The sequence below is a fragment of the Shouchella clausii genome (assembly GCF_002250115.1).
Taxonomy (GTDB): Bacteria; Bacillota; Bacilli; order Bacillales; family Bacillaceae_D; genus Shouchella; species Shouchella clausii.
In genome coordinates this window covers 3,408,738-3,434,651 of sequence record NZ_CP019985.1, presented here as the reverse complement: position 1 = coordinate 3,434,651, position 25,914 = coordinate 3,408,738, and the positions used below count along the sequence as shown (strand labels likewise).

Below are 25,914 nucleotides of genomic sequence, written 5' to 3'. Positions count from 1 at the left end.
TTTCATCATCAAGTACCCCTATCATAGTATCTTTCTAGCTTGATTTCAACTAATAGCATTCGCTAAAGCCTTTTTTCGACAAATTACTGTTTTTCTTCCTCATAATCACATGAAGTGCAAGCGACAAACACACCTTTTTTCGATTTCTTCTCCACTAACAACCCTTGACATTTTGGGCACGGGCGCGAAATCGGTTTATCCCAAGACACAAATTCACAGTCTGGGTAACGGTCACATCCATAGAAAATCCGACGCTTCTTGCTTTTTCGTTCAACAATGTTTCCTTCTTTACACGTAGGGCAAGTGACGCCAATTTCTTTGACAATCGCTTTTGTATTTCGGCATTCAGGGAAGTTGGAGCAGGCCATAAACTTTCCGTATCGCCCCATTTTATAGACCATCTCATGGCCGCATTTTTCACAGTCTTCTCCAGCCGGTTCGTCTTTAATCTCGACTTCTTCCATTTCTTCTTCAGCCACTTTTAAGCGTTTCTCAAAACTTTGGTAAAACTGGTCGATGATGCTAATCCAGTTGTCCCGTCCGTCTTCGATGCTATCAAGGTCTTCTTCCATTTTCGCCGTAAATTCCACATCGAGGATTTCAGGGAAGAATTCAACAATCAAGTCCAACACGATTTCACCAAGCTCTGTCGGAACGAAGCGCTTTTCATCTAGGGCTACGTATCCACGTCGCTGAATGGTATCAAGTGTTGGCGCATACGTAGACGGCCGCCCGATCCCAAGTTCTTCAAGTGTTTTTACAAGCCTTGCTTCCGTATAGCGTGGAGGCGGCTGTGTAAAATGCTGATTTGGCGTCACTTCTGCTTTTTCAACTTGTTGCCCTTTTGCCAACGCTGGCAACAACCGATCTTCCTCTTTTTTGTTGTCGTCATTCCCTTCAATGTACACTTTCATAAAGCCAGGAAATTTGACTTTTGAGCCGTTGGCACGAAACCTTACACCATTATTTTCCAAATCAACCGTCATCGTATCCATTATCGCAGGTGCCATTTCACTTGCGACAAGACGCTCCCAAATGAGGCGGTACAAGCGAAGTTGGTCCCGTGACAAATATTCTTTTAGCTGTTTCGGCTCATACTTGACCGAAGTCGGCCGAATCGCCTCATGGGCATCCTGGGCATTTTTGTCCTGCTTTTGTTTTCTATCACCTTTACGGGCGTACTCTTCGCCGTATGTGGAGCGAATGTACTCATATGTTTCTTGTTTGGCTGTATCAGAAATTCGGGTTGAATCGGTACGCATGTACGTAATTAAACCGACTGTCCCCTCTTTCCCTAAATCGATGCCTTCATACAATTGTTGGGCAATGAGCATCGTTTTCTTAGCCCGAAAATTTAACTTCCTTGCCGCTTCTTGCTGCAGCGACGACGTCGTAAAAGGCGAAACAGGGTTGCGGCGCCGTTCTTTTTTGACAACATCAGCAACAGCAAACTGTTTTCCTTTTATTTGCTTTAACACTTCATTGACGTTTTCTTCACTCGTTAAGCTTTCTTTTTTGCCATTTCGGCCATAAAACTTTGCTTCAAATGGCTCATCGCCAAGCAAAAACGACCCTGTTATGCTCCAATACTCTTCAGGCACAAATTGCTGAATTTCTTTTTCCCTATCTGTAATCAGTTTGACTGCGACTGACTGAACGCGCCCGGCACTCAAGCCTTTTTTCACTTTTTTCCACAAAAGCGGCGAGATGTTATAGCCAACAAGGCGATCCAAAATACGTCTCGCTTGTTGGGCATCGACCAAGTCCATATTAATCGGACGGGGATGTTTAAAGGCATCTTTAATCGCTGTTTTTGTTATTTCATTAAAAACAACGCGGCAATCGGAGTTTTCGTCAATATTCAAGCTGTGTGCCAAATGCCAAGCAATCGCTTCTCCTTCGCGATCAGGGTCAGCAGCTAGATAAACGCGTTTGGCTTTTTTGGCAGCTGTTTTTAACTCTTTTAACACGGGGCCTTTCCCGCGGATTGTAATATACCTTGGCTCATAATTGTCTTCAACACTAACGCCCATTTGGCTTTTAGGCAAATCACGCACATGGCCCATCGAGGCTTTGACCACGTATTTTTTACCTAAATATTTGCCAATGGTTTTGGCTTTAGCGGGAGATTCCACGATTACTAAATAATCGGACATGTAAAGCAGCTCCCTCTCAACTTATTCATAATGTAAATCTTCCTCATTATTAAACAGACATTCCCCATTTGTCAAACGGTAGAAAGCAGCCGGTTTAAAAAGACGGCGATTCGCCTGTTTTTGACAAAAGTTGCGGCATTGCTTCGAATAATGATTCGCTCGCGTATAGGCAGCCGGCGCCTTGGCTAATGAGCCAGTTCGTGCCTTCCGACTGTGCTGAAGTGACAGGTCCTGGCACAGCAAAGACATCACGCCCTTGCTCTAACGCTAAGTCGGCCGTAATAAGCGATCCGCTTTTCCGCTTTGCTTCTATTATGATAACCGCTTGTGACAAGCCACTAATAATACGATTTCGGACGGGAAAGTGCCAGCGCTGGGGTTTTACAAACGGCGGATACTCACTTAACAGCAACTGATGTTCTGCCAATGCATGGAAAAGTGTTGAATGTTCAGGAGGATAAATGTTGTCAAAACCGGAACCTAGAACGGCAATTGTGGCGCCACCTGTTCGAATCGCCTGCTCATGGGCCAGCCCATCAATGCCACGAGCCATTCCACTAACAATTGTCAAAGAATGTTCGGAAATTGGTTTTGTAATCGTCGCAAGCGCTGCCCGGCCGTAAGCAGTCGGCGTGCGCGTGCCGCAAATGGCAATTTTTTTCGTTTGCAATAGTTTGATGTTTCCTTTTGCGTATAACAAATAAGGTGGATCGTAAATCGTTTTTAATAGGGGCGGGTAGAGAGGATGAAAAAGCGGAAGTACTTGAATGCCTGTCTTAATAAGGTTGGCGTACATGTTTTCAGGAGTTGTCTTATGGAGATGGCGCCAAAAAGCAGTGGCGCTTTTTTCATTTATGCCGAGCTTAGCGGCAATTTCCACGGGGCTAGCGTGATAAGGCGCCTGTAGTGTCGGATCCCAACAGAGCAATTTCGAAAACGCACGATAATGGCCGTATAGCCACGTATGTACGTGTACATAGCGTCGTACAAAAGAAATAAGAGACAACTCCTTTCTGTATTGAATGGGGCGCATAACGTTATTTAAGCGTTCAAGGGGAAAAGTCTGCCACACTTTGAGAAGCCCCTTACAACGAGGCAAGGGGCTAAAAGCCATACCATTATTTTGCGGTTTCGTGGGTGAGGCTTTTTTCATACAAGCCGTTCGCCTTTAATGCTTCAATAAGTGTTTCTCCCATATCAGAAGGGGTAGCAGCTACACGAATGCCACACGCTTCCATCGTTTTGATTTTCTCTGCTGCCGTCCCTTTGCCGCCTGAGATGATCGCGCCTGCATGGCCCATCCGCTTTCCTGGAGGGGCTGTTTGCCCGCCGATAAAGCCTACGACTGGTTTTGTCATGTTTGCTTTGACCCATTCTGCCGCTTCTTCTTCAGCCGTGCCGCCAATTTCACCAATCATAATTACAGCATACGTATCTGGATCTTCATTAAACAAAGATAGAACGTCAATAAAATCAGTGCCATTTACAGGGTCGCCACCAATGCCGACAGCTGTTGATTGCCCAATGCCAGCCGTTGATAGTTGATGAACAGCCTCATAAGTCAATGTCCCTGAACGGGAAACAACGCCGATATGGCCTTTTTTATGAATATAGCCAGGCATGATGCCAATTTTGCATTCTTCTGGTGTAATAACGCCTGGGCAGTTTGGCCCGACGAGGCGTGTTTGCTTGCCTGCCATATAACGCTTGACTTTTACCATATCTAGAACAGGAATGCCTTCAGTAATGCAAATGACAAGCTCAAGTTCTGCATCGGTTGCTTCCATTATCGCATCAGCAGCAAAGGCTGGCGGTACATAAATGACGCTCGCATTGGCACCTGTTGCCTCTACAGCTTCTTGAACCGTGTTAAATACAGGTACGCCTTCAATGTCTGTTCCGCCTTTTCCTGGCGTTACGCCACCGACGATGTTTGTCCCATATTCAAGCGCTTGCTTTGTATGGAACAGCCCAGTAGCGCCTGTAATCCCTTGAACAATCACTTTTGTATCTTTATTGATTAAGATGCTCATTTGCTTAGCTCCACCCTTCTAGTTCACTAATGAAACGATTTTTTGTGCGCCATCGGCCATTGAATCGGCTGCGGTAATGTTTAAGCCTGATTCTTTTAGCATTTTTTTGCCAAGTTCCACGTTTGTGCCTTCCAAGCGGACAACAAGCGGGATTTCTAGGCCAACTTCTTTCGTTGCTGCAATGACACCGTCCGCGATGATGTCACATTTCATAATGCCACCAAAGATGTTAACAAAAATGCCTTTTACGTTTTCGTCTGACAAAATCAGCTTAAACGCTTCCGTTACTTTTTCTGCCGTTGCGCCGCCCCCAACATCAAGGAAGTTAGCCGGATCGCCATTATAGTGTTTAATAATGTCCATTGTTGCCATAGCAAGGCCAGCTCCATTCACCATGCAGCCGATGTTTCCATCTAAGGCAATGTAGTTTAAGTCATGTTTAGATGCTTCGATTTCTTTTACATCTTCCTCTTCCAAATCGCGTAATTCCAAAATGTCCTTATGGCGGTAAAGCGCATTTGAATCAAAGTTGAACTTGGCATCCAATGCCATGACTTTGCCGTCGCCAGTTGTTACAAGTGGGTTGATTTCAGCAATCGATGCATCTTTATCCACAAACACTTGGTACAAGCCCATCATAAATTTGACGGCTTGGCCGACAAGTTCTTTTGGAATATTTATGTTAAAAGCTATGCGTCTCGCTTGGAACCCTTGCAAACCTACGGCAGGGTCAATCACTTCTTTAAAGATCTTTTCTGGTGTTTTTTCGGCCACTTCTTCGATTTCAGTGCCACCTTCTTCAGAAGCCATCAAGACAACGCTTGAAGTCGCACGGTCGACAACAAGGCCTATATAGTATTCGCTTTTAATGTCACAGCCTTCTTCAATGAGTAAGCGCTTTACTTCTTTCCCTGCCGGTCCAGTTTGATGCGTGACAAGCGTTTTCCCAAGAATTTCTTCCGCATATGTACGAACTTCATCGAGGTTCTTTGCAACTTTTACGCCGCCAGCTTTTCCCCGCCCCCCTGCGTGAATCTGTGCTTTGACAACAGATACAGATGAGCCAAGCTCTTTTGCGGCTTCTACTGCTTCTTCAACAGAAAATGCTACTTTTCCGTTTGGAACGGCTACGCCGTACGAACGAAGAATTTCTTTACCCTGGTACTCGTGGATATTCATTCTCTCTCCAGCCTCCTGTAATCACGTGCTTCGCTTTGCACGAGAATTTTCGTGTTAATACGAAATTCTTTTCCATTTTAGCACTTTTTTCGCCGCTTGGGGAGGGGTAACCGTTATCATTCCGACAATTTGTTTCATTTTTTATCTTTCTGTTTTTCCTCTTGGGGCTCAGCGCTTTTTTGGCGTGGTTTGTTTTTTTTTGAAAACAGTGCTTTCAGCCCCTTTGCGATCACGTCCTTTTCAAGCGCGGGGCGATTTTGGCCAAATTCATCGGAAAATTCCTCTTCGCCGATTTTGCGTTTTTCATCCATCTCTTTTCCCCCTTTCTCTGCTTTAGTATGGGCTGATCCTGGAAAATCATGAACAGAATCGAGGGAATGGAGAAAAACAAATAGTTCGGCGGCTACTTCATAGAGAGACTCGGGGATGAATTGCCTTTCACGAAGATTCGCTAGCTCTTCTGAAAGTTGCTGGTGCTTTATAACGGGGATGCCCTGTTTTTTTGCTTCAGCGACCATCGCCTCAGCTTGCTTCCGCGCTCCTTTGGCGACAAGGCGCGGCGCCTCTTCTCCGTCTTTGTAGGAAAGAGCATAGGCGCGCTTGATACGTTTTTGCTTCATAGGCGAATATCGACTCCTTTAGCAGGCAAACGGGGCATTGCCTTGTTTGTATGGGATTCGCTTTTCAGCCAACGGCATGTTTCAAGTGTATAACCAGCTGCTGCTAATCGATCACGGAGTTGTTCCACTAACGAAACAAAAGCAGACGGTGCCGGTTGCCCGCTGTAAATCGTCGCGAATAGCCGCTGTTCATGCTGGCGTCCATCTACTAATACATAACCAAGCTGTTCAAGCTCAGCGCTAATATAAAAACGAAGCGGCTTGTTCTCCTCGCTGTTCTCGGCGCTTTCCCATTGCAGCAACCAATCGCGGCCAAACAAAGGAATAAACTGCTGTTTTATCAAAGGGATCAGTGTGCCTTCTTGGTAAAGAGAAAAGCGCAAAGCCAGCTCTTCAGCTGCTTTTTTGCTTTCCTGTCTCCTGCTCCATTTCGAATGGGATCAAGTAGCTCCGTCACCCGTCCTAGCGTGCTTATATACGCTTTTAACAGCTCACCTCGTCGAAATTCGCCTGCTTCCAGCTGGCGCCCAAGCTCCTCCAATTGGAAAAGGAGTTGGGCAGGCACTGTATGTTTCCAGGCTGCAGCAAACTGCCGTAGCGCGACACTTAACGACTCAGATGCGTTTACTTCCACATGGGCTGCTTGGAGCGTGGCGGCTGTCACGTTTACGTTCTGCTGCTTGATGTAAAGCAATGCTTCTTTTGTCTGCTGTTCAGACAGTTTCAATGATGCATACGCGTGGGCCACGCCTGCAAATCCCTTTTTTGTCAAAGGCAATCCGGTTGAATCCAACAGTGCAAGCACACGGACATTGCGGTGTGAAGGCATTCTATTCCATGACGTGAGAAGCTGTTCATATGAATGGCCTTCTGCCGCTTTTTGCAAGATTGGCAAAGGTTGTCCTTTTTGCACGGTAAACCAATAGGTCTTGCCAACCATCAAATCCGCTTTTAACTCGGCCACGACACGTGTATCCTTCAATTGAATTTGCACAAGCCCAGAATCGGCAAAACGGTTCAGCACAACGCCACGCAAGACTTGCCCTTCATGAAAGGCCAATGTTTGGCCTGATCCATTTACTCGACCAACGAACAAACTTCCGATTTCCATTGGTTTCTCCTCTTTTTTATGTACCGTAAACTAAGCCTTGGCTTTCTTCCAGCACCGGCCGGAAGGACTTGCGGTGCTCAGGTGTCATTCCGTAAGTCCGCAAAGCTTGCAAGTGTGACGCTGTGCCATAGCCAGCATGTGTTTCAAAACCGTATCCAGGGTATGTCTGTGCCAATTCCTCCATATAACGGTCACGCCATACTTTGGCGAGCACTGAACTGGCGGCGATCGATAAACTTTTGGCGTCTCCCTTTATAAGCGATGTTTGAGCGATTGGCACATCAAGGCGAACGGCATCGAGCAGCAAATGGTCCGCCTTCTGGCTGAGGCCGTTGATTGCTTTCGTCATCGCCTTTTTCGTCGCTTGTAAAATGTTGATTTCATCAATTTCCGCTGCGCTTACGCTGGCAATCGAATAGGCGACTGCTTGTTCGGCAATCATTTTTGCATATTCTTCCCGTTTGGCTTTTGACAGTTTTTTCGAATCCGTCAGCCCTAATAATTGAAAGCCATCAGGCAATATGCAAGCGCACGCTGTTACAGGGCCAGCAAGGGGGCCTCTCCCCACTTCGTCAACGCCGCAAACAGCTACATAGCCGCGCTGTTTTAGTTCCTGTTCGTAACGCCACATTTCCTTATGCATTTGTATAAGCGTTTGCTGCTTTTCCTGCTGCGCTTGATAACGTTTAAGCAGGTCTTGGACTCCTTTGCGCTGATCTTTTTTTAACTCGTCTAATTCATTGTGGCTAATGGATCCGTCCATTAGCTTTCTACGGATTGCCGCGATTGGCACCAATGCCTTTCCTCCTTGTCTATGAAACTGGCAATAGGATAGTATGTATGACTCTCATGTAATAGAGGTGCTTATAATGATCGCACTCTTGGAATGGGCGCTTTTGCTTTTTATCGGCTTCTTTGCCGGTATGATCCACACATACGGTGTCGTCGCTTATTTTCCCAAGGCGAGTCAGCAGGCGCCGTCGTTTGCAACAGACACTCTTTTCGTTCCATGCGCAAAAAACAATCGCCCATAAAATACGTCTCTTTGCACCGTCTCTCGCCTGCATTCCTCGTCAATTAGCCTGAGTGATGTTGCCTGTAACTACTAAATCGCCTACAACGCTTCGTATTCCGCCTTTTCCAGCGTCACTTTTCCAATTGTGCCGCTACGCAGCTCGCGCAAGATCAATTCAGCTGTTTTATCAAAATCGACAAGGCCTCCACGAACGATGCAACCCCGTTTTTTTCCGATCGCTTCAAACAAAGGGACGATGTCATCGTCCTCTTCGCTGCTTCGTTCGATGCCATAGCGTGCTTGGAGCAAATCTGGGTACTCAGCTGCTAAGTAGCGAAGCGCATAGGCAGCCACGTCGCCGTAGTCTAGCAATTCATCTTTAATTGCACCTGTTGCAGCAAGGCGTAATCCGACTTCTTGGTCATCAAATTTAGGCCATAAAATCCCCGGTGTGTCTAGAAGTTCAAGTTCCTGCTTGACTTTGATCCATTGCTGTTGCTTGGTCACCCCAGGGCGATCTCCGACTTTCGCCTGCCGTTTATTAACAAGGCGGTTAATGAGCGTCGATTTGCCGACATTGGGGATACCAAGAATGATCGCTCGCAGCGGGCGCGGCTTCATCCCTTTTTGTTCCCATTTTTGATAAAGGGCGCTTGCTAGCATTTTGCAGGCAGGAGCAATGTTTTTAACGCCTCCTCCTGTTTGCGCATTGATTGCCAGGACTTCAGCTCCAGTCCGTTTAAAAAAAGCGCGCCACTGTTCTGTTTCCGCTGGGTCAGCTAAATCAGCCTTATTTAACAGCATCAGTCTCGGCTTTTGTTGCGCCAATTCATCAATGAGTGGATTGCGGGAAGACTGGGGAATGCGAGCATCGACAAGTTCAATCACAACATCGATCAGTTTTAATTTTTCTTTTATTTCTCGGCGCGCCTTGGCCATATGGCCAGGGTACCATTGAATCGTTTTCAACCATTTCACCTGCTTTGTGGGCAAAGGAAGCCCATTAATCGTTAACAATGCTTATATGTTCAAACGGATAAAAAATGACGTTCGCTTTGCCGATAATTTCTGATTTCGGAATGAGACCAATATCACGGCTGTCTTTACTTAAACGGCGATTATCGCCCATCATAAAATAATGATCGTCAGGGATTACCTCTTCGCCGATTAACTCTTCCAGTGTAAAATCGCCAGTAAGCAATTGGTCGCCGTAAAGCGTCTGTTTCAGCGAGTTTAAATAAGGTTCCGCTGTTTCTTCCCCGTTAATATAAAGCGTATCGTTTTCATATTTCAAATGGTCGCCAGGGAGGCCAATGATCCGTTTAATATAATCTTTCCCGCCAGGTGCGTGGAAAACAACAATATCAAAACGTTTTGGCTCAATAAAAACATACCCAATTTGGTTGACGATCATTTTGTCCCCAGAGTCGAGCGTTGGCTGCATCGAATGGCCGTCTACAACAATGGGCGCGTACAAAAAAAGGCGTACGAGCATTGTGGCGCATAACGCGATGCAAATGGCTTTGGCCCACTCAATTGGAAATCCGCGAAATGCCACCTGGGATGCCTCCTCTTTTTCTCTTTAGTTTACCATAAAAAGAAGCACGTAGTCACTTGGCGGTTCTGCAAAATTCTGCCCAACATACACGACCACTAAACTTTCTAAAAGCAGCAAAATGACAACCCATTTAATCCCAAATATGATAGGATGAAAACAACATAAAAAAAGGGGTGGTCAGTATGAATCCGACATTGGCACTCGTTCTTATTTTTGTGTTTGTCATTGCCGATTTCTTGTGGCTAGACCAAGACAGTAAGAGATGGGGGTGGCTAAAAAATTGGCCTAAACCTGCCAAGATTGTGTTTTTTTCCAGTTTTGGCATTATCCTATTTGCTTTCTATGTTGTCGTCAGCTTTCCGCTGACTCGTTGACCAACCAGCCTCGCTTTGATACTCCTTTATTTGTAAAGCCTGACTGTTGCCTTGGTAACGCCTGGACAGGGCCGTAGTCGATCTTTTCAAGAGGCCATTTTTCTTGTGACCCTCTTTTGTGCCCAATCAAAGAGGCCGGGACAAAACCAGCCAAGAAATTAAATGAAAGCCAGCGTACCCGGCAACGACCGTCACACGCTGGCTTTCAATTTTTTCAATACTTAAGATAAGCGGATAAATTTAATAATCTCATCATGAAACATCTCAGCGATATAGACATCGCCATTTTCGTCAACAGTCACGCCATGCCCGATCGTACCTAAAGTAAGGAACCGTCCTAAAAGTTCCCCGTTTGAATGAAATAGTTTGACTGTTGGTGTCTGATCCGTTACATAAAGGAAACCGTCCTTATCTTCATAAATATTCATCGGGCGATAAAGGTGATTGATTTCACCCAGATAAGTTCCGCTTTGATTAAAAATCTGGACCCGATTATTTTCCCGATCAACCACTAAGACACGATCACGCTGATCTACCAAAACCGAGTGAGGAACTGTAAATTCACCTTTGCCTTTCCCGGGTTTTCCCCAAGTATTGATCAATTCACCATTCGAATCTAAATGATGAACAGAAAAGTTTCCATAACCATCTGAAACAAAGAAATTACCTTGATCCGTTACAGATACATCTGTAGGATGATTAAAGGGAATACCCAAGCGACCGGGATTTTGCTGATCACCAATTACTTGGAGAATCTGGCCCGAACGGTTAAATATGACGATCCTGTGATGATTGCGGTCAACAACGCATACTCTGCCATCGTTTGTTAACCTAAAATAGTGGCCGTCTGAGAGTGTCTCATCATACCACTCATCGAGAAGTTCCCCATCGTTAGAAAAAATGAGCATAAAAGGATTACTGCGTTGCAATACGTAGATATGTCCGTCATTATCAGTAGAGACTCCCGAAATATGATTTAAGGGTTTATTTTGAGGTAGTTTTATCCAATCCCTTTTTACCCGATATTGATGATGACCGAGACTAAAAACTTCCATCATTCTCCACCTCCATAAAGCAATCATCGTTAAGGAAAATTTTGAAGAAAGTAAGTTAACCCACTATTCTACTGCTTCTTCTAATGTGGACTTACCAAGTCTGTTTGAAGATAGAGATGAACGGTACGCTCCTGTTTGTTCTAGCGCATAAGCAAACCGATAAAGCTCTTTTTCAGCAAAGGCTTTTCCAATAAATTGTACGCCAATCGGCAATCCACATTGTGACATCCCTCCTGGAACAGAAATAGCTGGCAGCCCAGTCGTATTACTTGGACCAGTTAAACGCGCGAAAATTCGGACATGTTCCTGTAATCCATAAGAATCTGTCATTCTCTGATCAATATTAGTTGGTACCATTGGTAAGGTTGGCGTCAAAATAACGTCTACTTGTTCAAAAGCTTTGTTATGCATTTCAACTGCTTTATGTTTTATTTGTAACATTTGAATATACTCACTCGCTTGAATAAGCATCCCAGCAATCGCTCGTGATCTCACTTCTTCTTCAACCTGTTCAGGTGTATTGCTTAAATGTCTCTCCAATGACGTATATGCCTCTGCAGCCAAAATAACTTGCTGTGCTGTCAAAAGATCATCCATACCAGGAAGTTCAATCGGGACTATTTCGGCACCAAGCAGGCGGCAATTTTCAACCGCTGAGTTAAACACACGTTGAACTTCCGTGTCGATGATGTCAAAATAAAAAGAAGTTGGAATGCCGATTTTTTTACCTTTAATACTTGCATTAATCCCTTCAGTAAAATTTTCTTTTTTTGAAGCAACCGAATAACGATCTTTCTCGTCAAAACCGGATAAGACGTTTAATAGAAGTGCGTTATCCGTAACAGTTCGGGTCATAGGCCCTAAATGGTCTAAAGTGGGGCACAATTGGATGGCGCCATACCTGCTCACTCTGCCAAAAGTCGGTTTCATCCCGACAATCCCGCACATGGAGGCAGGCATTCGAATCGATCCCCCAGTATCCGATCCGACTGAACCATAACATTGGTAGGAAGCTACCGCCGCACCGGATCCGGAACTCGATCCTCCCGTTATTTTTTTCGGGTTATGCGGGTTTTTCACTGGCCCGAAAAACGATCGGTCACCCGTTGTCCCATATGCAAATGCATGCATATTCAATTTGCCGATCATAATGGCCCCAGCATCCTTTAAGTTCGTAACTACCTCTGCATCAAAATGAGGGACGTAATCTTTATAAACTTCAGAGCCAAAAGTCGTTTTAATACCCGTTGTACAAATTAAATCTTTTAACCCAATTGGAACGCCATGAAGCGGTCCTTTATCAGTACCCATCATTATTTCCTCTTCAGCCTGTTTAGCAGCTTTTATTGAGTCTTCTTCCATTACAGTAACGAACGCATTCAACTCTTTGTTTTGCGCTGAGATTAAATCAAGGCTTGCCTCTAACACTTCAACTGGAGAAATTTCTTTTTCTTTCATGCTTTTACTTAGCTGTTCGATATTCCATTCCAAGAAATTAAATCGGCTCATCTGTCAGATTCCCCTCTCAGTTGCTGAAGTGAAAATATCGGTTCATGTTTCAGTTGTGGGTTATTCTTTTTAACATCTTGAATTTTTTTTATAAAAACAGTTGCCTCTTTGGAAAAAGCGTGTAAATCAAAATACTGGATGTCTATCTTATTGTGTTCAAATAACATGAGCAATCTCTGCTTTACATCCATCACGCGAACAACTCCTTGTTATGATTTGTCTGCATCATCATCTTTTGACAGATTCGAGATGAATTTTTAAACTTTGCGTTAAAAACGAGGCCTCTACAGCAGGGGTTGTCAGATAGCTAACCCCCATATCGATGACTTCTTTTACTTGATTGGGTTTAAAAGCCGGAATCCCCACCTTTACGCCCGCTTTATTCGCTTTATCAATCACCTTTTGAATCGCTTTACGGACAACTGGATGTGTAACTTGTCCCGGATACCCAAACGATGCCGATAAATCGGATGGACCAATAAATAGTAAATCTAAGCCTTTTGCAGTGACAATGTCCTCAATATTCAAGACGGCCTCCGCATCTTCAATCATCCCAATAATGAGCAGCCGCTCGTTTTGTTTTCGCATATGATCTTCGAGATTCACATTGATCCCACCGAATTGCGCTACTCTTGTTGACGCATCTAGTCCTCGCTGCCCGATTGGTTGATACTTTGCCATTGAGACTATTTTTTCAGCTTGTTTTTTCGAAGTTAAGTGCGGTACCATAACTGCATCAGCACCTGCCTCGACAGCCCTCAAAATAGTACCGTAATCTTCCTGAGGCGTTCTGACTATGGATGTGATGTTGACAACTTGCGCAGCTCTAATCATATGCTCCATTGTTGATAAATCCACGGTAGAATGTTCTAAATCAATGACGGCAAAATCATAACCGGCGTACCCCAAAATTTCTATAATTGCCGGATCTTTTAATGCTGAAAAAATACCATAAGCAATTTGATGATGATCGAGTGCTTCTTTTAGTTTACTCATTGCTCATCCCCCCAACATGATTCAAGTGAAATGGTCCACGCCGTTCTCTATGTTATTCAACCTTGTAATTTTTCATAAATTAACTTTGCCGTAAGGATGTCAAAAATGGCTTGCCCAACAGATTTGAACATCGTTAATTGGCTTCCTGGAAAGCTTTATTGCCCAAGTTTACTAGCTCTTTTATGGTTCATACTTGCTCAAAAATCATCATAGTCCCAAAAGCACATATTTTAGAGATCAACAACAGCGTTGCTGTCTTCTATGAAAGCGTAAAACAATACTGCTTATTTGACGAACACGGTTTTAATAGATGTATAAAATTCGATTGCCGCTCTTCCTTGCTCGCGGGAATGGGAGCTTGATTGCTTCATTCCGCCAAAAGGAGCCTGAAGTTCTACCCCCGCGCTTTCCGCATTAATCCGCACTAACCCTGCATCCATTTCATTGATAAAAGAAAGCATGTTGCTGATATTAGTTGTAAAGATGGAAGCACTTAATCCATATTCAACATCATTGGCGAGAGAAAGCGCCTCTTCAATGCTCTCTACTTTCATTAACACCAAAACCGGCCCGAAGATTTCTTCTTGTGCAATCACCATATTTGTATTCACATTTTCAAATACCGTGGGTTCAACAAAATAACCGCTGCCTGTATTTCCATCTTGAAGCCGGTTGCCTCCATATAATAAAGCCGCCCCTTCTAGCTTTCCTTTTTCTATATATGAAAGAACTGTATCCAGCTGATTTTTATTTGCACATGGACCCATCCAGATACCTTCCTGCATGCCATCTCCTACTGTTATTTCCTTCACTTTTGCAAGAAGCTTTTCTTTAAATACTTCATATACTTTGCTTTGGATGATCACCCTGCTTGTTGCGGTACATTTTTGGCCGGTGGAACGCAGCCCCCCGCTAATGGTCGCCTCCACAGCTAAATCAAGATCAGCATCTTCCGCCACAATGACCGGATTTTTGCCCCCCATTTCAAGCTGATATTTGGCTCCTCTAGCCAGTGCGGCCTGGCCGATTTTTTTTCCCACCGTATTGGATCCTGTAAAAGTAATGCCGTTTACATCAGGGTGCTCTGCCAGCCCTTGTCCAATAACCGATCCGGAACCGGTTACCATATTAACTGTTCCTGCCGGCATACCTGCTGCGGCAAAGCAGTCGATGATCTTAGCACAGGTGACAGCCGTTTCACTTGCTGGCTTAATCACCACCGTATTTCCATAGATGAGCGCAGGCGCCATTTTCCAAATGGGAATGGCTACCGGAAAATTCCAGGGAGTGATGACCCCGACAACGCCTAATGGCGCCCTCGTTGTAAACATTAATGCTTCACTGTCAGTAGAGGGAATGACATCTCCGACAGAGCGTAAACCTTCTCCTGCGTAATAGCGTAAAATCGCTACGCCTCTTAATGTTTCACCTTTTGCTTCAGGAAAAGTCTTTCCCATCTCTTTCGTCATAGTTTCGGCAACTTCATCTACCCTGCTTTCCAGTATGGATGCGGTTTTCAATAAGAAATCGCCGCGTACATTTCCGGTCAGTTTTTTCCACTGCTGCTGTGCTTGTTTTGCTGAGGACACAGCTTTATTTAAATCTCCCTGCGTCGATTTTTGAAAATAGCCCACCACCTCATCCATTTTGGCGGGATTCGTGCTTGCCTCTGTTATATTGCTTTCAGATGCTATCCACTCTCCATTTATATAGTTGAAGTAAGTGTTGTTTATACGATCGAAAGAACTCATGTTTATCTTCTCCTTTTTAAATTTCAAAATTAAAAATTAATCAATTATACGTTCATGTTATTAAAAGTAGCCGGCCAGCTTTGGCAAGAATGTTGAAAACCATGAAACATATGTGATCAACATAAGAATAACGAAAATGGCGGCATAAAACCGAAAGAGGTGCGGCATCACATTTTCCAGCTTCCTTTGGGCCACTTTTATCCCAACAAACAAAATATTGCCTACTGGAGGAGTAATGGTCCCGATACTCAAATTAAATGTCAGCATAATGCCAAAATGCAACGGAGTCATCCCCAACGCTTGGCATACAGGAAGCAAAATCGGTGTGAAAATTAAAATGGCAGGAGTCAAATCCATAAATGTGCCCACAAACAACAACAGTAAATTGATCACCAATAGAATAATAATCGGATTATCTGAAATGCCCAATATGGTATCCGCAATCAAGGTTGGAATTTCAGTAAATGACATCACCCATGCCAAAATGTTGGATGCACCAATTAAAAACATGATAATAGCCGACAACTTGGCACTGTCAATCAGAATAGTGTATAACTCTTTTATTGTGATTGTTTTATAAAGGAACATCGATAAAAGTAAACTATAGGCAACTGCCATTGCCGATGCTTCCGTAGCTGTGAAAATACCGCTTACAATCCCGCCGATTACAATCACAATCAACAGCAAACTCGGTAGGGCGTCAAAGGTCACCCTAAAAAATTCCTTGGCGCTTATAGCTCTTTTAGCAACATACCCATTCTTTTTCGCATAAAAGTAGACGACAAGCATACAGCTTAATCCCCATAAAATCCCTGGGATCACTCCGCCAAGGAAAAGGGCCGCAACAGAAGTGCTCCCGCTTGCCAAAGCATACGTAATCAAAGCCGTACTCGGTGGAATCAACAGGCCTGTAGGCGCTGTAGCAACATTTAGTGCAGCTGAAAAATCCTCATTGTAGCCTTCTTTTTTTTGGATCGGACCAATGATCGTTCCCATTGCTGATGCAGCAGCTGTGCCGGAACCGGAGACGGACCCAAAGAGCATGTTGGCCACAACATTCGTATGGGCAAGGGAGCCTGGTATCCTGCCGGTCAAGGCAGTTGCAAAATGAATCAAGCGGACGGCTATCCCGCCTTTACTCATAATATTGCCTGCCAGAACAAAGAAAGGAATCGCCAATAAAGTAAAGATGTTAATACCTTGAAACATCTTTAATGCCGATGCCGGAATGGCTGCTGAAAAGCCCAATGACTGGGTAATGGCCAAAATTCCCGCAACCATAAGCGAAATTCCGATCGGAATACCGAGTAACAATAAAATGACAATGGTAACAAACAATATTAAGCCTGCCGACAATGCTATACTCATTGCAACTCCCCTTTTCCGTCCATGTTAAATTCCTGTATCGATTGGATAATATGGATAAAACTATAGACGATGATCAATACACCGCTTATAGGAAGAATGATATAAATCCAATCCATGTGAATACCTAGGGTAGGAGATGTCTGCAATACACCGACCCCCATTACCGCTTTTCCTCCAACTAGAAAGACGGTAATGGCTACAGCCAATATTAACAGCTCGGAAAAGATGGATAATACTAACTGGCCTTTTCCTTTTACCTTGTCGCAAAAAAAAGACAATTTCATATGATCTTTTTGGCCAAAAACCAATGCTGTACCAAGCAATGATACCCAAACAAATGAGTAACTCAATATATCTTCAGACATCGTGCTCGGACTGTGAAATACATACCTCATCACAACCTGGTATATAGTGAGTAGCGTCATAAAGGCCAATAGTGCGGCGCACACAGCGGAAAGCACTTTATCCAGTATGCTTTTTATTTTTCTCATCTCATCTACTCCCTACGTATCGTTCTGAATCTCCTGAACCTTGTCATACAGCAGCTTTAATTCCGGATACTTATTCAACAATTCTTCATTTACTGGTTTTAACACTTCTTTAAATGACTTTTTGTCGACGGTCACAAACTCTACTCCCATCTTCTCTGCCTCTTCTATTACTTCCGGAATCTGTTTATCCCATTCTTCATTTTGAACTTGTGTGGTCATTTTAAAGCCGTATTCAAAAATTTCTTTTTCTTCAGCCGTAAGAGAATCCAGAAATTTCGTATTGGCCATGAGCATGTCTGTAAAAATCTGATGTTCCGTCCGGGAATAAAAATTGGCGACCTCACCATGCTTCAAGCTTACCAGTGCCATCTCTGGGTTTGCACCCGCATCAATCACGCCATTTTGCAATGCGGTATATACTTCACCATGAGCCATGACAACTGCTGCAGCATCAAAAGCTTGTACCATCTTTACATTTGCCTCACTGGATTGTACGCGAACCTTTAACCCTTTTAAATCTTTGGGAGTTTCAATTCTTTTAGAAGAATAAAAGTTGTTTACACCATTGGCAAACCAGGCTACTCCCTGAATTCCGTTATCAGCAGTAGCGTTGTAAATTTCCATTATAAACTCCTCATTATTCATCACTTTGCGAAAGCTTGCTTCATCATTAAACAAATACGGAAAACCGAAAATCTTATATTCATTGGCAAAGGATTCCAAATTGCTTCCACTAGTCGCAACAATATCGAGACTGCCCATCTGCAGCAATTCAATTGCTTCCGTATTTCCGCCCATTATACTGTTGGAAAAGATCCTAATTTCAAATTTATCCCCAAGTTTTTCTTCAATGTAATCTTTAAATGCGTTTAGGGCGATCGTTATTGAATGGTTATCAGGCTGTACGGTCGCTATGCTGATAACCTTTTTCTGTTCTAAATTGGCATTTGCCGAAGCAGAACATCCAATTAACACGAATACCAAGGCAATACTTATCATTACGGACGTAATATTATTCATCTTTTTCATTTAATCACCTTGTATAATGAAATCGTATTGTCAAAACTTTTAATGGCGAACCATTTTGCAAACGCTTACAACAAAAACAGCTTCATGTTCATTAACTTTAAGGAGGGGGAATCCCCTCCCTGACCAAGCCTCTTCGGACAATACTGTTCCAAAGGAAGGGAACGTTTAGGATGCAAATTACACCTTCAAAACGCCATCTTTCATGATCGTGCGATCGTCAATGACAATGGTGACATCCTTAATGACCAAGTCCAAGTGCAGCGGAGAATCCACATGTCCTCCGAAGTTTAAATTTTTTCCTATTCCAATATGGATATTTCCAAATGAACCTTCATCCGGCGCCATATGACCGCACAAATAATTTTCTTTATTTAATCCAAGGCCAAGTTCCGCGATATTATAAACCGAAGAATCGTTAAAGTCGGCCAAAAGCTTGCGTAAAATGTCTGCCTCGCCCCCGCCTGTAATTTCCGTAATGTAACCGCCTTCAACTTTGCATGTAACTGGCTCATCAAGTAAATTTAGCAACGGATGAGGAATGCTTCCGTCAAATACCAATACGCCATTGGCAGTCCCTTCGACAGGTCCAAGCGCCACTTCTGCATTAGGCGGAAAAGAAGCAGATCCCGGTTCTCTAGATGTTCCATAGTCGAAAACAGGCTTTCGTCCTTCTATACTGCAAACCATATTCGTACCGCCAGGAGCAGTTAATGTAAATGTTGTCCCTTGGTAGTATTGAGAAACCCGGTCAATGACCTCCCTCACTTCGTCAAAATCAGCTGTTAAACCGCCTTCATCAAACATATGAAGTGCATAATCTTGAAGTCCTACCCAACGGAGCCGGCCGTTTCTGCTCGTTTCCAACCGTGCTTTTGAATGATACATCGACATCGTCGTTGCGCCAAAGGCCACATCGCAAGCATTTAATGCCGCTCTGACGGCTTCGGTCGGTTCTGCACCATGCCCTTCTCTTGGCGTCATTACAATCATCGTTGTATCAAAATATTCCTTTGCATACTTATAAACGAACTCCCCGATCTCTCTTTTATGATCATCCGTAATCACTAATACTTTTTCCCCTTCTTTTAAATGGGTAACACTGGTAAATAGTTGTTTAATCCCTAACGGCATATCTTTTGAAAACTCGATCATATTTATTTCTCCCCTTTTTTCATTTGTTTTGAAAAGCTATTCACTTTAATTTACACTTCAACAACAATTTCAACTTCGACAGGGGTTCCTCCAGGAAGAGATGCAGTTCCCAAGGCGGCTCTGCTGTGCTTTCCAGCCTCACCAAATATTTCATTTACCAAAAAAGATACTTCATTCATTATTTCCGGTTGCTCAATAAAATCAGGTGTACTTGCTACATAACCTTTTATATTGACAATTTTTTTTATGTGATCCAGGCTTCCCGTCATATATTTTACGGCTGCCAAGCAATTTACGAAGGCAATTTTGGCTGCGTCCTGGGCCTGCTCCAAAGAAACTGTATCACCCACAATTCCTTTGTACTTCAAAACGCCATCTATCTTGGCAGCGTTTCCGGATACAAAAATTAATTGGCTGGTTTGAATGCCATCCTCAAATGGGCGTTGGTTGCCCTTCCTTCGATCAGGAAGCTTATATCCTGCTCTCTCTAATTTTCCCTCAAAATTCATATACGCATCTCCTTCCTTCGAAAAATATTGAGTGTTTCAAATTGTATTACAATATAAATCATATTTCAATATGAATTCAATAAAATATTACAAAATAACACCAAAAAATATTTCAAAAACTATAAAGCTATCGTTACTTCATTATAACGTCTGCATTATCGTCTTTCCTTAGGAAATTTTTCTAGCGCTTTTTTGATGATCTGCTCTAACTGTTGATAATGTTCTTTTTCAACAGAAGCAACCGGAGGGCGAACGCTCGTTCCAACAGGCAAACCGACGATCTCCATCCCAGCTTTGATCAAAGCAACGGCATATCCTTTCTTTTGTCTTCTAATCCGATGAATCGGCAGGATGACTTCCTGATAGACATCATTCAGCACGTCTTTTTTCTCATTTAAAAGGGCATCATAAAAAATTTGCGAAATATGAGGAATATAATTCGAAATGGCTGAAGAATATGACCGGAATCCAAGATTGACATAGGAAGCCATTGTCGCTTCTGCCAGCGGCATACCGTTGATCCATTCCAGCCGATCGCCAATAACATGGGTAAGCTCATTATTTAATTCATTATTGCCAATTCCATCTTTAAAACCGACCAACTGAGGGTAATCGATTAAACGCTGAAGGATGTCCAAATTTAATTGGCAGTTATCGCGATGGTAAACAATTGCATTTAAGGATGTACTGGCAATCAGTGTACTTAAATAGTTATATAAGCCTTCAGGAGAAGGGTCGATCAAGTATGGAGGCAAAATTAAATACCCTTCTGCCCCTAACTCCTCTGAAATCTTAGTTTGTTCCAGCGCATGGCTAATATTGCCTCCTACTCCTGTATAAAGAGGAACTTTGCCTTTTGTCGCTGCCACTGCAACTTCAACCATTTCCCTATATTCTTCATTACTGATGGCATGAAATTCTCCTGCTCCACATCCAACGAAAATAGAAGAAAGTCCTTCATCCATCAAAAAATGAATATTTTTTTCCAATCCTTTCAAATCCAATTTTCCGTTGGTATCCATTGGGGCCACTGGAAAACCTAAAATACCGGTAGGTGATTGCCTCTCCTTGTCCATTTTATCTCGTCCTTTCTTAACAAATAAATCATTTTACATTTTAATTGTAAGACATATAGAATTGTCTGTCAACTATCAATTTTATTAGCTGACAAATTCGGATCTTTTTCCGTTTACATCGTTAATTGATTCTTTAATAGACCTATAATATCCACCAGTGTGAACTGGTGGTTTGCTCTGCGGCTGAAAGCCTCTCTTACCGGCCTCGGCCTAAAAGGCTCACTGAAAAGGTTTCCCTTCCGCACCACATTCACACACCAATTCTAAAGAATTTCATTATTTCTTCCCCGTAAATGGGTCGATTTCTTCGAACAACGTTAACTGATCGGCCATACCGTCTTCTTTTAGCTGATTTCTTATATATTTTTGTATTTTTTCTTATTTCTACCCACCGTATCGACGTAGAAGCCTCGACACCAGAATTTCCGATTTCCATAACGATCTTTCAAATTTGCATGTCGACAAATATCATCAGGCTGCTTTTCCCATTTAGATAACCCATGAATTGAGATACACTTAATTTGGGTAGGATACTAATTAACATGAATGATTTGTCCAATACTCTTTTTGTATTTTCCATAAATGACCTGCCTTCTATCCTTCTATATTTTGGGGCAAACACGATGTGATACTTACAATTCCAGGTTGTGTGTGCTAAACTGTTTTTTTGTTACCACGCTTTAAGCTTTCTGGAACCTTTCTAAACCATTAAAAAAAGAACGCTCCTCCTTACGAGGAACGTTCCTTCTCTTTTCGTCAAATGCCGCATGTTTAACGACGAATTTCTTTAATACGTGCTTTTTTGCCACGAAGGCTGCGCAAGTAGTAAAGTTTCGCGCGGCGTACTTTACCGTAACGTTTCACTTCGATCTTATCGATCTTTGGTGAATGTAATGGGAATGTACGTTCAACACCTACACCGTATGAGATTTTACGCGCAGTAAACGTTTCGCTAATCCCTGAGCCGCGGCGTTTAATAACAACGCCTTCGAACAATTGAATCCGCTCGCGAGTACCCTCGACAACTTTTACGTGGATCGATAGCGTATCGCCAGGACGGAAATCAGGATGGTCTGTGCGCAATTGCTCACTTGTGATTTCTGCAATGAGGTTGCTCATCGTATCGTTCCCTCCTTCCCTACAGACATTCATGCCAACACTGCAGCAGCGGAATATCGTAATCTTGCTAACCGTCCGTCTAAGAACGTTCAATCAGCCACAACCACTATCATAGCATAGAAAACAAGCTTGCACAATAAAGATTAAATCTTTTTCAAGCTCGGCAAACCGAGTATCGTGAAAACGCGCTCGAGTTGCTGGCTAACACGTTCTGTGATCGCTAGACGCTTCGCTTGTTCCAAAGGCTCAGCTTTTAAAACTGGGCATTGTGAATAGAAACGGTTATAGAGGCTTGCAAGCTCAAAGGCAAAAGTACAAATTAAATTTGGTTCAAACGATGCAGCTGCTTTGCGCTTGACTGTACTCCAGCCTGCCAAGTGCTTGAGCAACGCCCGCTCCGCATCTTCAGCGCCTTTAAAGGTTGCCCCTTCTGGAGACAGGCCTGCCTGTTTGGCTTTGGTAATAATGCTGTTTGCCCGGGCATACGTGTAAATTAAATAGATGCCTGTATTGCCTGTCACTTGCGTTGCCTCTGTTAAATCGAACACAATGTCAGATGTCGTGTTATAACGAAGCATATTGTAACGGATCGCCGCAAAAGCGAGCGCTTCAACGGTCGCTTCGCTCGCATCCGTGCTTTGGGCACGGACAGCTTCCTTCATATGTTGGATCAGCTCGCTAATCTTGATGCCAATGCCTTTACGCCCAGACATTGCATAAACCGATTTCCCATCTTCCGTTTCAAGACCGAGTTGGTTAGCCGTTTGTTTGCTTAGTGAAACGACACCATAAGGCACGTGGAAAAGCCGCTCTGCCTCCTTTTCATACCCGACAGCAGCAAGCGCCTGCTTGACAACCTTTTGCGGGTATTCTTGGCGATAGTCAATGACATTAATGACGGCATCGCCTCGCCCAAAAGTGGCTGGCACACCTGAGCTAGTGGTTGTCCACAGGCCAGGCCATTTTTCTTTATAGGCAAAATCATCGTTGAGAAGGCCAAACTTCCACATATGATAAGCAATATCTTTTGCTGTATACGTTAACACGCCATTCGAGCGGACAAGAACTTTATCGCTTTGATGCTCACTGCTTTCTTCGTTTTCGTTGTCTGACATCCGAAGCACCCAACAGCCTGCTTGTGGACCGCTGTCCTGTTTGACAAACACATCACTTTGCTGTAGCTTCTGAAAGGCAGTATGCCAGAAGCCTCTTTGTACGATGTCCCTTTCCCAAACAAGCAAATCATAGTCAATCCCAAATTGGCCCATTTCCTCAATATGCTCTGAAGTAATCTTATCGGCGACCACATAGCCAAGCCATGCCGTGCTGTTATTGCCTTCTTCTAATTTATGTAGCACTTCGTCGCGGATACTCGTCGAAATGGTCCCTTTGTCGTATGCCTCGTTTAAGCGTGAATAAACATCCCAGCAATAATCGCCAAAGCGTGTCGCTACGCTGTCTGAGTCCGTTTGGAGCAACGCAGTCAGCGTGTCTGCAAGCTGGTTCCCTAAGTCATCAACATAGTTATGTACTTCCACATTTTCGCCACATGCTTTCAAGAGCCGCGCCAATGTGTCGCCTATGCAAGCGTTGCGTAAATGGCCAATATGAGCCGACTTATTCGGATTAATGGACGTATGCTCGATCACGGTCTTGCCGCTGCTAGAAAGAGCCTGTGGCTCATCGCCGTCAGCCAACGCTTCATCCCATTCAATAAAAAAGTTAATAAAACCTGGTTTTACTACCTCTATTGCTGTGACTGGCAAACGCCGACGCTCTAGCTTTTCTTTTATTGTTTCCGCAATGGTTAGCGGGTTTTTTCTCGCTACTCGTGCAAGCTTCATCGCCACGTTTGTCGAATAGTCGCCATGGATCAGTTGAGCCGGCTGCTCGAGTTCGACTTCGATGTCATTTTGGAACTCACTGGCCGCTGCTGCAATCGCTTCAATCAGCGTTTGTTCTACATGCATTGTATGAAACCACCTTTTGCTATAATGCTATCTAGTATACATGATCCTTCAGTAAAGGAACATCGCTTTTTTTGAAAACTTGAATGTTAAAAGGAAGCGATTTCGATCCGTACGGCAAGTTTTTTTGGCGACAACCTCACTGGGCGACATCTCCCAGAGTGGTTGCCTTTACTTTTGCTTGTCCGTTAGCCGCTTAAGAATGTCTGCTTCTTTGGCAGTAAGTTCATGCCCTTTTAGTAAGTCTGGGCGCCGCTCTAACGTACGTCGCAACGATTGTTCCATTCGCCACTCTTCAATTTTGGCATGATGGCCAGAAAGGAGCACATCGGGGACTTTCATGCCGCGAAAATCGGCGGGCCGTGTATAATGGGGATGTTCCAACAAGCCAGTTGAATAGGAGTCTGTAACTGCTGATTCATCATTTCCGAGCACGCCTGGCAAAAGCCGAACAACGCTGTCGGCAATGACCATTGCCGCGAGTTCCCCGCCTGTAAGCACATAATCGCCAATCGACAGTTCATCGGTCACGAGATGACGGACACGCTCGTCAAAGCCTTCATAATGGCCGCATAGGAAGATCAAATGCTCTTCTTCCGCTAGTTCTGCCGCCTTCTGTTGGCTATGCTGCTCGCCTTGCGGGCAAAGCATGATAATCCGTGGCTTCTTTTTCTCGTTTTCCGTTAACGCAGCCACGGCGTCAAAAATTGGCTGTGGGCTTAATACCATCCCTGCCCCTCCACCATAAGGGTAATCATCGACTTTGCGGTGTTTATTCGCTGCGTATTCCCGAAAATCAATCGTCTGGAAGGAGACGATCCCCTTGTCGCTTGCTTGCTTCAACATCGACGAGCCAAAAACACCCGTAAACATGTCCGGAAATAACGTTAATACATCTATTTTCATTCGTCATCTAAGCCTTCCATGACGTGGACACGGATGTGTTTGTTTTCCACATCCACTTCTTTGACAACTTCTTCAATATACGGCAATAGCAAATCTTTCCGCTGCTGTCTGTCGACCACCCAGACGTCGTTTGCTCCTGTTTCAATAATGTCTTTAATTTTGCCTAGCTTGGTGCCTTCTTCATCGACGACTGTACAGCCAATAATCTCATGGTAGTAATATTCATGCTCGTCCAATTCGCTAAGCTGATCTTCTGATACATATAAATAGCTTCCCTTAAAACATTCGACTTCATTGATGGAGTTATAGCCTTCAAATGTAAGCAAGTCGAAGTTTTTGTGCGTTCGATGGCTACGAACGGTTACAAGTGTCCCTTCAGATTGAGGAGATTTCGCCACCTTTAGAACCGAACCGTTCGCATAGCGTTCCTCTGGGAAATCGGTGTTTGAGAGGACACGCACCTCTCCGCGGACTCCGTGTGTGTTCACTAGCCTGCCAACATTATACCAGTTCGTCATTACTTGCCCCGCCCTCTCTAATTTCAGCAATATACCCATCATTGACGACAATCGTCAACTCCGTTTCTTCGTCAATCCACTTGTCGCCTTCCTTAACATCGAGAATGATTTCTGTTGTTCCCATCGCCAGTTCAGTCCCAATTGGCAAATTCATTAACTGCTCAATCCGAAACGTCAGAGAAGCCATCCGTTCTTCTCGCCGCTTTATTTCTTTCCTGTATTTTTGTTGAAGTTCGCCATGGGCGGTCGTATGTTTCATCGGTTTTAGCGCCCGCTGAAGCTGAAATTCCATTTGGCTTAACTCTGTTTCGATTTGTGTTAAATCACGTTCAAATGATTTCTTCAAGTCTGCTTTTTTCGACTCCGTTAACACATGCTTTACGGTGGCCGTGCGGATGCATTTCACGTAAAGCCCTCCATTC

General features: G+C 43.8%; 28 protein-coding genes and 1 pseudogene. 2 read left to right on the top strand and 27 right to left on the bottom strand.

Translation table 11 applies throughout. The features are described from left to right. Window positions 1–83: 83 nt before the first annotated feature. The 8 genes from topA to rnhB form a co-directional block, all read right to left on the bottom strand. Window positions 84–2,156 carry a type I DNA topoisomerase gene (gene topA, locus BC8716_RS16705; protein WP_094427528.1) on the bottom strand — a complete coding sequence of 691 codons (2,073 nt, stop codon included), beginning with the start codon at window positions 2,154–2,156 and terminating at the stop codon, window positions 84–86. Between the two features lie 94 nt (window positions 2,157–2,250). Continuing rightward, window positions 2,251–3,228: a DNA-processing protein DprA gene (gene dprA / locus BC8716_RS16700; RefSeq protein WP_157730473.1), complete on the bottom strand. Its 978-nt coding sequence runs from the start codon at window positions 3,226–3,228 to the stop codon at window positions 2,251–2,253. Window positions 3,229–3,274: 46 nt separating this feature from the next. Then, window positions 3,275–4,189 (bottom strand): succinate--CoA ligase subunit alpha, encoded by a 915-nt coding sequence (gene sucD, locus BC8716_RS16695; protein WP_011247123.1) that lies wholly within the window; start codon window positions 4,187–4,189, stop codon window positions 3,275–3,277. Between the two features lie 18 nt (window positions 4,190–4,207). Further along, window positions 4,208–5,368, bottom strand: a complete 1,161-nt coding sequence (gene sucC / locus BC8716_RS16690; RefSeq protein ID WP_094427524.1) for an ADP-forming succinate--CoA ligase subunit beta — start codon at window positions 5,366–5,368, stop codon at window positions 4,208–4,210. 134 nt (window positions 5,369–5,502) lie between these two features. Beyond that, window positions 5,503–5,988 (bottom strand): EscU/YscU/HrcU family type III secretion system export apparatus switch protein, encoded by a 486-nt coding sequence (locus BC8716_RS16685; RefSeq protein ID WP_094427521.1) that lies wholly within the window; start codon window positions 5,986–5,988, stop codon window positions 5,503–5,505. After that, complete coding sequence (locus BC8716_RS16680; protein ID WP_157730472.1) at window positions 5,985–6,332, bottom strand: hypothetical protein; 348 nt, start codon at window positions 6,330–6,332, stop codon at window positions 5,985–5,987. The genes BC8716_RS16685 and BC8716_RS16680 overlap by 4 nt, the downstream gene beginning before the upstream one ends. A 5-nt stretch (window positions 6,333–6,337) precedes the next feature. After that, a complete protein-coding gene (locus BC8716_RS16675; RefSeq protein WP_094427516.1) occupies window positions 6,338–7,099 on the bottom strand; it encodes a hypothetical protein in 762 nt (253 codons plus the stop codon). A 16-nt stretch (window positions 7,100–7,115) separates the two neighbouring features. Beyond that, window positions 7,116–7,895, bottom strand: coding sequence for a ribonuclease HII (rnhB, locus tag BC8716_RS16670; protein WP_094427513.1), 780 nt, complete (start codon window positions 7,893–7,895; stop codon window positions 7,116–7,118). Window positions 7,896–7,968: 73 nt separating this feature from the next. On the opposite strand from rnhB, the gene BC8716_RS22350 reads away from it, so the two are divergent. After that, entirely contained in the window at window positions 7,969–8,133 is a 165-nt protein-coding gene (locus BC8716_RS22350; RefSeq protein ID WP_157730471.1) for a hypothetical protein, read from the top strand. 80 nt (window positions 8,134–8,213) lie between these two features. On the opposite strand, the gene ylqF is transcribed toward BC8716_RS22350, so the two are convergent. Beyond that, window positions 8,214–9,083, bottom strand: a complete 870-nt coding sequence (gene ylqF, locus BC8716_RS16665; RefSeq protein WP_094427511.1) for a ribosome biogenesis GTPase YlqF — start codon at window positions 9,081–9,083, stop codon at window positions 8,214–8,216. 34 nt (window positions 9,084–9,117) lie between these two features. Further along, window positions 9,118–9,672 carry a signal peptidase I gene (gene lepB, locus BC8716_RS16660; RefSeq protein WP_094427509.1) on the bottom strand — a complete coding sequence of 185 codons (555 nt, stop codon included), beginning with the start codon at window positions 9,670–9,672 and terminating at the stop codon, window positions 9,118–9,120. 182 nt (window positions 9,673–9,854) lie between these two features. Here lepB and BC8716_RS16655 point away from each other — a divergent pair, with 182 nt between their 5' ends. Continuing rightward, window positions 9,855–10,046, top strand: a complete 192-nt coding sequence (locus BC8716_RS16655) for a hypothetical protein (protein WP_094427507.1) — start codon at window positions 9,855–9,857, stop codon at window positions 10,044–10,046. A gap of 221 nt (window positions 10,047–10,267) precedes the next feature. Here the strand turns inward: BC8716_RS16655 and BC8716_RS16650 are convergent, their stop codons facing one another. The 17 genes and pseudogenes from BC8716_RS16650 to BC8716_RS16570 all read right to left on the bottom strand — a co-directional run bounded on the left by BC8716_RS16650 (window position 10,268) and on the right by BC8716_RS16570 (window position 25,898). Then, the gene (locus BC8716_RS16650; RefSeq protein WP_169715959.1) at window positions 10,268–11,104 is read right to left on the bottom strand and encodes a 6-bladed beta-propeller; all 837 of its coding nucleotides are present in this window, start codon (window positions 11,102–11,104) and stop codon (window positions 10,268–10,270) included. A gap of 60 nt (window positions 11,105–11,164) precedes the next feature. Further along, window positions 11,165–12,610 carry an amidase gene (locus BC8716_RS16645; protein WP_094427502.1) on the bottom strand — a complete coding sequence of 482 codons (1,446 nt, stop codon included), beginning with the start codon at window positions 12,608–12,610 and terminating at the stop codon, window positions 11,165–11,167. After that, window positions 12,607–12,804 carry a hypothetical protein gene (locus BC8716_RS16640; protein ID WP_142300532.1) on the bottom strand — a complete coding sequence of 66 codons (198 nt, stop codon included), beginning with the start codon at window positions 12,802–12,804 and terminating at the stop codon, window positions 12,607–12,609. The genes BC8716_RS16645 and BC8716_RS16640 overlap by 4 nt, the downstream gene beginning before the upstream one ends. 34 nt (window positions 12,805–12,838) lie before the next feature. Next, window positions 12,839–13,606 carry an HpcH/HpaI aldolase family protein gene (locus BC8716_RS16635; RefSeq protein ID WP_094427498.1) on the bottom strand — a complete coding sequence of 256 codons (768 nt, stop codon included), beginning with the start codon at window positions 13,604–13,606 and terminating at the stop codon, window positions 12,839–12,841. Window positions 13,607–13,890: 284 nt separating this feature from the next. Then, window positions 13,891–15,357, bottom strand: coding sequence for an alpha-ketoglutaric semialdehyde dehydrogenase GucD (gene gucD, locus BC8716_RS16630; RefSeq protein ID WP_094427496.1), 1,467 nt, complete (start codon window positions 15,355–15,357; stop codon window positions 13,891–13,893). Window positions 15,358–15,417: 60 nt separating this feature from the next. Next, complete coding sequence (locus tag BC8716_RS16625) at window positions 15,418–16,719, bottom strand: TRAP transporter large permease (RefSeq protein ID WP_218831391.1); 1,302 nt, start codon at window positions 16,717–16,719, stop codon at window positions 15,418–15,420. 2 nt (window positions 16,720–16,721) lie between these two features. After that, complete coding sequence (locus BC8716_RS16620) at window positions 16,722–17,216, bottom strand: TRAP transporter small permease (RefSeq protein ID WP_094427492.1); 495 nt, start codon at window positions 17,214–17,216, stop codon at window positions 16,722–16,724. Between the two features lie 12 nt (window positions 17,217–17,228). Continuing rightward, window positions 17,229–18,245, bottom strand: coding sequence for a TRAP transporter substrate-binding protein DctP (gene dctP, locus BC8716_RS16615; RefSeq protein WP_094427490.1), 1,017 nt, complete (start codon window positions 18,243–18,245; stop codon window positions 17,229–17,231). Window positions 18,246–18,422: 177 nt separating this feature from the next. After that, the gene (locus BC8716_RS16610; RefSeq protein ID WP_094427488.1) at window positions 18,423–19,397 is read right to left on the bottom strand and encodes an aminopeptidase; all 975 of its coding nucleotides are present in this window, start codon (window positions 19,395–19,397) and stop codon (window positions 18,423–18,425) included. Window positions 19,398–19,447: 50 nt separating this feature from the next. Beyond that, a complete protein-coding gene (locus BC8716_RS16605) occupies window positions 19,448–19,906 on the bottom strand; it encodes a RidA family protein (RefSeq protein WP_094427486.1) in 459 nt (152 codons plus the stop codon). 155 nt (window positions 19,907–20,061) lie between these two features. Then, window positions 20,062–20,982: a 5-dehydro-4-deoxyglucarate dehydratase gene (gene kdgD / locus BC8716_RS16600; protein WP_094427483.1), complete on the bottom strand. Its 921-nt coding sequence runs from the start codon at window positions 20,980–20,982 to the stop codon at window positions 20,062–20,064. 276 nt (window positions 20,983–21,258) lie between these two features. Next, a pseudogene (gene tnpA / locus BC8716_RS16595) lies at window positions 21,259–21,607 on the bottom strand (IS200/IS605 family transposase). A gap of 146 nt (window positions 21,608–21,753) precedes the next feature. Next, window positions 21,754–22,101: a 50S ribosomal protein L19 gene (gene rplS / locus BC8716_RS16590; RefSeq protein ID WP_094427481.1), complete on the bottom strand. Its 348-nt coding sequence runs from the start codon at window positions 22,099–22,101 to the stop codon at window positions 21,754–21,756. Between the two features lie 143 nt (window positions 22,102–22,244). Further along, a complete protein-coding gene (locus tag BC8716_RS16585) occupies window positions 22,245–24,071 on the bottom strand; it encodes an arginine--tRNA ligase (RefSeq protein ID WP_094427479.1) in 1,827 nt (608 codons plus the stop codon). A 168-nt stretch (window positions 24,072–24,239) separates the two neighbouring features. Then, window positions 24,240–24,974: a tRNA (guanosine(37)-N1)-methyltransferase TrmD gene (gene trmD, locus BC8716_RS16580; protein WP_094427476.1), complete on the bottom strand. Its 735-nt coding sequence runs from the start codon at window positions 24,972–24,974 to the stop codon at window positions 24,240–24,242. Beyond that, a complete protein-coding gene (gene rimM, locus BC8716_RS16575; RefSeq protein WP_094427474.1) occupies window positions 24,971–25,492 on the bottom strand; it encodes a ribosome maturation factor RimM in 522 nt (173 codons plus the stop codon). Before rimM ends, trmD begins: the two co-directional genes overlap by 4 nt. Next, complete coding sequence (locus BC8716_RS16570) at window positions 25,476–25,898, bottom strand: YlqD family protein (protein ID WP_011247134.1); 423 nt, start codon at window positions 25,896–25,898, stop codon at window positions 25,476–25,478. Before BC8716_RS16570 ends, rimM begins: the two co-directional genes overlap by 17 nt. Window positions 25,899–25,914: the final 16 nt, after the last annotated feature.